4 protein-coding genes are annotated in these 6705 nt (G+C 34.7%); all 4 read left to right on the plus strand.

Going from position 1 to position 6705, the window contains the following annotated elements; translation table 11 throughout:
- Positions 1–399: 399 nt before the first annotated feature.
- Positions 400–663 (plus strand): DUF1830 domain-containing protein, encoded by a 264-nt coding sequence (locus F6K54_RS37645; RefSeq protein WP_293089115.1) that lies wholly within the window; start codon positions 400–402, stop codon positions 661–663.
- 194 nt (positions 664–857) lie between these two features.
- Complete coding sequence (locus tag F6K54_RS37650) at positions 858–1337, plus strand: hypothetical protein (protein ID WP_293089117.1); 480 nt, start codon at positions 858–860, stop codon at positions 1335–1337.
- Between the two features lie 140 nt (positions 1338–1477).
- On the plus strand, positions 1478–3601 hold the full coding sequence (locus F6K54_RS37655) for a pentapeptide repeat-containing protein (protein ID WP_293089119.1): 2124 nt from the start codon (positions 1478–1480) through the stop codon (positions 3599–3601).
- 395 nt (positions 3602–3996) lie between these two features.
- A complete protein-coding gene (locus F6K54_RS37660; protein WP_293089121.1) occupies positions 3997–6102 on the plus strand; it encodes a M3 family metallopeptidase in 2106 nt (701 codons plus the stop codon).
- Positions 6103–6705 lie beyond the last annotated feature (603 nt).

The following is a 6705-nucleotide window of genomic DNA, read 5'->3' on the forward strand; positions in this document are numbered from 1 at the left end:
TATTTAATCAGCAAGCCCTATTTATCTATTGTCCAATAGTTACAGCAGTTTCAGCTCTCTATGAAATACATATGTGGAGCAAGTGCGACAGCTATATACTTTCATGCAACAAAGCCTTTCTCAATTAATAAAACTTTGATCGCCTACTAAAAGAAATAGCTGATAGCTGACGGCTGAATGTTTACCGTTTTTTTTCTTCTTCCCTGTTGCCTGTTGCCTAAAAATCTTCAATATCTCACAACTAAAATCATATTGTTATAGCTGATTGCTGATAGCTGACAGCTGACAGCTGACAGCTAAATGCTTTCCTGACAACATTTGTTGGTTTTCAAACAAATAAATATGCTTTATCTTACTTAAATGATTTACATACTAAATTCTGACATGGAGGATAATAGTATGGCTAAAAAAACTGAAGAATTCAAAACTATTAAGTGCCTGTATATTAACTGTACGGAAAGAATAGCTATCTTAAAAATTGACTTCATGGGGCAGTGGCTTGAGCGTGTTGTTGAAGCAGGAAAAGAATATCTATTTGAAACCCATGAAGATGCTTATCTGGAGATTTATACTTCTGAAATATCTACAATGATTTTGTCTGATAGGGTAGCTTGTAGTCAGCTTGTTTTGTCAAAATATACTTCGGAAATAGCACAGTGTTAAATTAGGTAAATATATGTATATTTATCTAATTGGAGTTTGGTACAACAATTGTAGGTTTTCTTTTTGGGAGATACTGTTACAATTTTTTTTAAATGGCATAATTAGCTCATTAATTGATAATAAGTAATTTAGATAACAAAAATATGTTATTCTCAATGTTACGCCATCTAAACTCTGACATAAAGTGAGGTTATATGCCCCGAAAAGACTTTAATCCTCTCTTCTCTATTGATGAAGTGAAAAAACTAGCAAGCCATCAAAATGTCAACGTTCCAGAAGTTGATAATTTATTAGATGAAATAGAGGAATTTTTGCAAAGTTCTATTTCTGAAAAGTATAAAATTATGATTTACTTAGCATTGACAGGTTTGTTTGAAATAGAAGATGTGGCTAAAATAACTCAGCACAATCCTCGTCATATAAAATCTGATTTTAGCAAACAAGTAAGTGAACATTTCAAAATTTACTACTTTGATATTCAATTAGATAATAAACGTTTCGGTATCACTTCTTTAAGAAGAACTCTTTTTTCCTTAGACCAAAAATATTTTTATCAGAATAATGACGACAATTTGATTAATATTTTATCCAACCGTCTAAAGGAAAACTCAGAAATTGAAAAAGATTCAAAAGTTGAGAAAAATGTTCAAGATGATAGTGACTGCGCCCACTAACTAATTTTCGGGCGTTGCTGAAATGTAAAATTGAAAAACTTATGTTTTACGTTAATACTGAATCTGAAAATCATTACCATTCAGCAACGCTAATTTTAGCATTTTCAAAAATTCAAATACTACAAAAGGTGAATAAAGTCATGACAAGAGAATCATCTAATCAAATCAAATCCAAATATACTCTAATTGAGACTTCTGAGTTAATCGCAAAATTACAACAAGAACGCGATGTAGAGGAACGTGCTAATTGGATTAGGGCATTAGGTGAACGTATTGAACCAGAAGTAATTAAACTCCTCTGGGATTTAAGAAATAACATGGAAAATGAAGATCCTTTTGTTCAATACGAAGTTAAACTTAGTCTTCACAAAGTGACGAATCATTCTAGTGTAGGAATTGATATGTTTCTCGAAAATTTATCAGTATTCCAAACTAATAAAAAAGTGTTTCAAGGTCCTAAAATTCTGATTGATTCTAACATACTTGAAGAATTTTTGTTAAGAAATAAAACTACTATGAATCAAGATGTAACTAAAGTAGTTGAATGGGTTTTATCCGAAAAGATTAATCCTTATGTGGGTAAAAATGGAGTAGAAAATCTTTGGTCAAGGGTTAAAAATTTGAGAGGACAAGAATATGCTAACCGTCTTATTATAGAAATTCTTAGTCAATTTCAGGTTTGTGATATTGACTTGCAAGAGATCGATATGGAAAAATATCCCACTGTCAACATACCAACTGTTATTCAAGTTGAGTGTGCCAAAAAGTATAATTTGGATGGCATTATCACCTTAAGGGATAGGGATTTTGTAAGTAGTGGTTGGCCTTATGTTTATTCACCAGCATTATTCTTAGAGTATGTAGAGTCTGAATATTCTGATTTATCACCGGAATTTTTCAAAGAAGAACTAGCTCAAAAATTTATAGATCAAAAGAGAGAAAAATTATCCATCAATTGGAAGGAAGAACCTCTGAAAAATAATATTTCTTTTGAGGATAAATTACTCCTTTTTCAAGGCTGGAAAATTAAAAAATTTGAAGTTCTCTGCACCAAAAAGGATCTAACTTCTGCTACAGTTATTTTACAAGATAAATTTGGAAAAAAATATCATACAGAATCTGGGTTCAAAAGAGGTTCAATTAATGCGCTTTTTACTGCTTTTGATAAAGCTTTATCTCATATAGTTGAGATCGAACATGAACTCAAATCTATCTACATAGCTAATTTAACGCCTGGTAAAGAAGGAGCGGTAACTGCTATGGTTGTCGTAAGATATGGTGAGGAAGAAGTTATCAGAATTTATAGCCATGAAAATATCATCAAAGCCTATCTATTTGCTTATGTTAAAGCAATTATTGCCGTTTACGCTCCTAATGAATATCCTCAAGATATTTATGAAGAAAAGGAACTGATGAGTCTATATAAAATAGGAATGAGAGACTTTCGTAAGTTAAATTTCAGCAAAGTAGATTTAAGTGATAATGAAGCTAATCTATCGGAGTCCATTTTGATAGGATGCAATTTTAGTAACGCTAATCTTTCAGGCGCAAATCTCACGAAAACTGATTTAACCAGAGCCAATTTAAGTAACGCAAATTTGAGTCAAGCCAACTTGAGTAACGCAAATTTGACTGGAGTTGAGTTAGACAAAAATAACCAAACTCTCTTTGAGGGTACAATTTTGACTAATACCATTATGCCTGAAATCAAAATTGCCCTTAGTGGACGCTCACGCATAGATAAAGTGGTTCAATTATTAGAACAAATTGATATCCAAAAAAGTGGATGTCGGTTATTGGCAGTTCACAGCATGACTACTCCTACATGGTGGCATAGTGATTTGGGTATGTATTTTTGGGAAGTAACTAAAAAAATACTTCAAAAAGGTATTCTCATAAAAAGAGTTTTTATACTTCCTGAATCTCCTACACAAGTACATCTACAAGTACTTAGAGAACAAGCAGAAGTTGGAGTAGAAGTACGATATATTTGTTGTACTAATGCCAAAAATGTTGATAATCACGATTTGCATAATACTAATGTGATGATTTATGAAAACTCGTTGGTTGAAAGAAATTCCTTTACGACTAGAATGCTAATCAATGAAGACCGCGAAAATGGTTATATTTCCTATCAACAAATAGATCTTAAAACTGATAAAGAACTTTTCTCTTATATTTGGAAAAAATCTTCTATTTGGAAGCAGGCAGAGTTCCCCAATTTTCCCGAACAAATTATTCCGCATGAATTTTTGAACAAATAACGATTTTGTAAGTACTTTCTGCGGAATGTTGCGCAAACAGCCGTCAACTAATAGCTATCAGTCGTCAGCTGATAGCTTACCTCAAAAAATGGAATATTCAAAATAAAGCTTATTTCAACTTCACTCCTTCCTTACTACTATATTGATTAATAGTCAATTCACTTGAATATTATTATAAATCTCTAAAAATTTAAAATAAAATCAATTATTATCCATAAATCATCAATTATTATTCCCTTTTCCCTGTTCCCTGTTCCTTGTTTCCTCTTTTCTGGAGATGTCTATTGCTAATTATCAGAAGATGACCTGAAATAAAATTTGATTTTTTGCTCAGTTAAGCTACAATAGTATAACACCAAAAATCAAGATAATTGGGAACTCAAAAAAAACTGCGTATGAATGCTCAAGCTACAGTTACAAATAAAGCATTATTAAATGGTAAAGGATTACCTCCTTTTGAATCGATTAAACCAGAAGATGTAGTACCTACAATGACAGAACTTCTGGAAGAATTAGAGCAAGAATTAACAAACTTAGAAACCACAATTAAGCCTACTTGGAATGACCTGGTAGAACCCCTACAAAAATTAGTAGATCGTTTAAGTTGGAGTTGGGGAATAGTAGGGCATTTAATGGCAGTAAAAAATAGTCCTGAACTAAGAAAAGCTTATGATGAAGTACAACCAAAAGTAGTAGAATTTTCTAATAAACTCAACCAAAGTCAACCTCTTTATCAAGCCTTCAAAAAATTACACAATAGTGATAGTTGGCAAAATCTAGATTCAGGACAAAAACGCATAGTTGAAGCTGCTATCAGAGATGCAGAACTTTCGGGAGTAGCTCTAGAAGGTGAACAGCGAGAACATTTCAACACTATTCAACTAGAATTAGCAGAACTTTCTACAAAGTTTTCCAATAACGTCCTCGATGCCACAAAAGCTTTTAGTCTCACATTGACAAACAAAGAAGAAGTTGATGGTTTACCTCCCAGTCTATTAAGTTTAGCAGCTCAAGGTGCAAGAGATGCTGGAGCAGAAAACGCAACACCAGAAAAAGGACCATGGCGCATCACTCTCGACTATCCCAGTTTTATGCCCTTTATGCAGCACAGCAAACGACGGGAGTTACGAGAACAACTGTATAAAGCTTTTATTAGTCGTGCTTCTAGTGGAGAGTTAAACAACTATCCTCTAATTAAACGTATTTTAGAGCTACGTCAACAAAAAACAGAAATTCTAGGCTTTAATAGTTATGCAGAACTGAGTCTTGCTAGTAAAATGGCACCTGGTGTCGCAGCAGTGGAAAAGTTATTAGAAGAGCTACGCAGTGTAAGTTATGATGCTGCAGTTACAGACTTGGAAGAATTGAAAAAATTTGCTGCTAGTAAAAATGCACCAGAGGCAAATGATCTGAAACATTGGGATACCAGTTTTTGGGCGGAAAGACTGCGGGAAGAAAAGTTTGCTTTTACTGCCGAAGAGTTACGACCATATTTTCCACTACCTCAAGTTCTTGATGGTTTATTTGCTTTGGTCAAACGGATATTTGGTATTAATATTACTGCTGCTGATGGGGAAGCACCAGTCTGGCATCAAGATGTGCGTTATTTCCAAGTTAGTGATGAAAACAATACACCCATTGCTTATTTCTATCTTGATGCTTACAGTCGCCCGGCGGAAAAACGGGGTGGTGCATGGATGGATGAATGTATAACTCGCGCGAAACTTGTGGAAAATGGTCAAACTACTTTGCGTTTACCAGTAGCTTATTTGCAATGTAACCAAACACCACCTGTAGATGGTAAACCTAGTTTGATGACTTTTCGTGAGGTAGAAACTCTTTTCCATGAGTTCGGTCATGGTTTACAACATATGTTGACAACGGTTGACTATGCAGGAGCTGCTGGTATTAATAATGTAGAGTGGGATGCAGTGGAGTTACCCAGTCAGTTTATGGAAAACTGGTGTTACGACAGCTCAACATTATTTGGAATGGCAAAACATTATGAAACAGGGGAAACTCTACCAGAACATTACTATCAGAAACTTTTGGCTGCCAGAAATTATATGAGTGGCAGTGGGATGTTGCGTCAGTTGCACTTTGCCTTAGTTGATATTGAGCTACATCACCGTTATCAACCAGGTGGTGAGGAAACAGTTGTAAATGTGCGTAACCGCATTGCTAAAACTACTACTGTGTTAGCTCCATTGCCAGAAGATTCATTTTTATGTGCCTTTGGACATATTTTTGCTGGCGGTTATGCTGCTGGTTATTATAGTTATAAGTGGGCAGAAGTATTGAGTGCTGATGCTTTTGCTGCCTTTGAAGAGGCTGGTTTAGAAGATGAAGTAGCGATCGCCACTTGTGGTAAACGTTTTCGAGATACAGTATTAGCATTAGGTGGTAGTTTGCATCCTATGGAGGTGTTTAAATCTTTCCGAGGTCGCGAACCGAATACTGAACCTTTGTTGAGACATAGTGGTTTGATAGCTGCTGCTTAATTGTTGAGTAGGGGATTCATTAATGGCAGAAGGCAGAAGGCAGAAAGAAGAGAGCAAAGTTTGAAGTGAAGAAGTTTTTATAACTAATCATCCGAACATGATATAAGGGAGTAGGTAGGGACGTTGCATGCAACGTCCCTACAGGGAGAAGTAAACATCAGAATAATTAGGGCTTGCTGATTAAATCTAAAAGCATTGAAATATAAAGACTTTAGCCTTTTAGGGTCTGATATCATGTCCGGTAGCATCGGAGCGTGTATAAAATTAAGGTGACACTCTTGAGAAAACCTTCTGCCTCCTGCCTCCTGCCTTCTGCCTTCAGACCTCCAAAGTCTAATTATTCAATCGGACATGATATGAAATACCTTGGTTTTCAGCTCTTCACGCTCAAAAAGTTAGTATTTTAGGCGCATAGTTGGGCAGAAAAATCGTTCTTACAATTCTTATATCATATCAAATCCGCTTAATTGGACATAAAAAAATTATCCAATTGTCATAACTACGCTCATCTTGTCTTATCTTTCTTCTCCTGAATTCTGAATTGCAGAATTGCTGAATTCTAAAGACTTAACCATTCTATGGCTGTTTAACCGGATTTGATAT

Source organism: Okeania sp. SIO3B5 (assembly GCF_010692555.1).
Taxonomy (GTDB): Bacteria; Cyanobacteriota; Cyanobacteriia; order Cyanobacteriales; family Microcoleaceae; genus Okeania.

Coding starts and splice junctions, on each gene's coding strand:
- F6K54_RS37645 (WP_293089115.1), top strand. CDS start 400: ATGGCTAAAAAAACTGAAGAATTCAAAACTATTAAGTGCCTGTATATT.
- F6K54_RS37655 (WP_293089119.1), top strand. CDS start 1,478: ATGACAAGAGAATCATCTAATCAAATCAAATCCAAATATACTCTAATT.
- F6K54_RS37650 (WP_293089117.1), top strand. CDS start 858: ATGCCCCGAAAAGACTTTAATCCTCTCTTCTCTATTGATGAAGTGAAA.
- F6K54_RS37660 (WP_293089121.1), top strand. CDS start 3,997: ATGAATGCTCAAGCTACAGTTACAAATAAAGCATTATTAAATGGTAAA.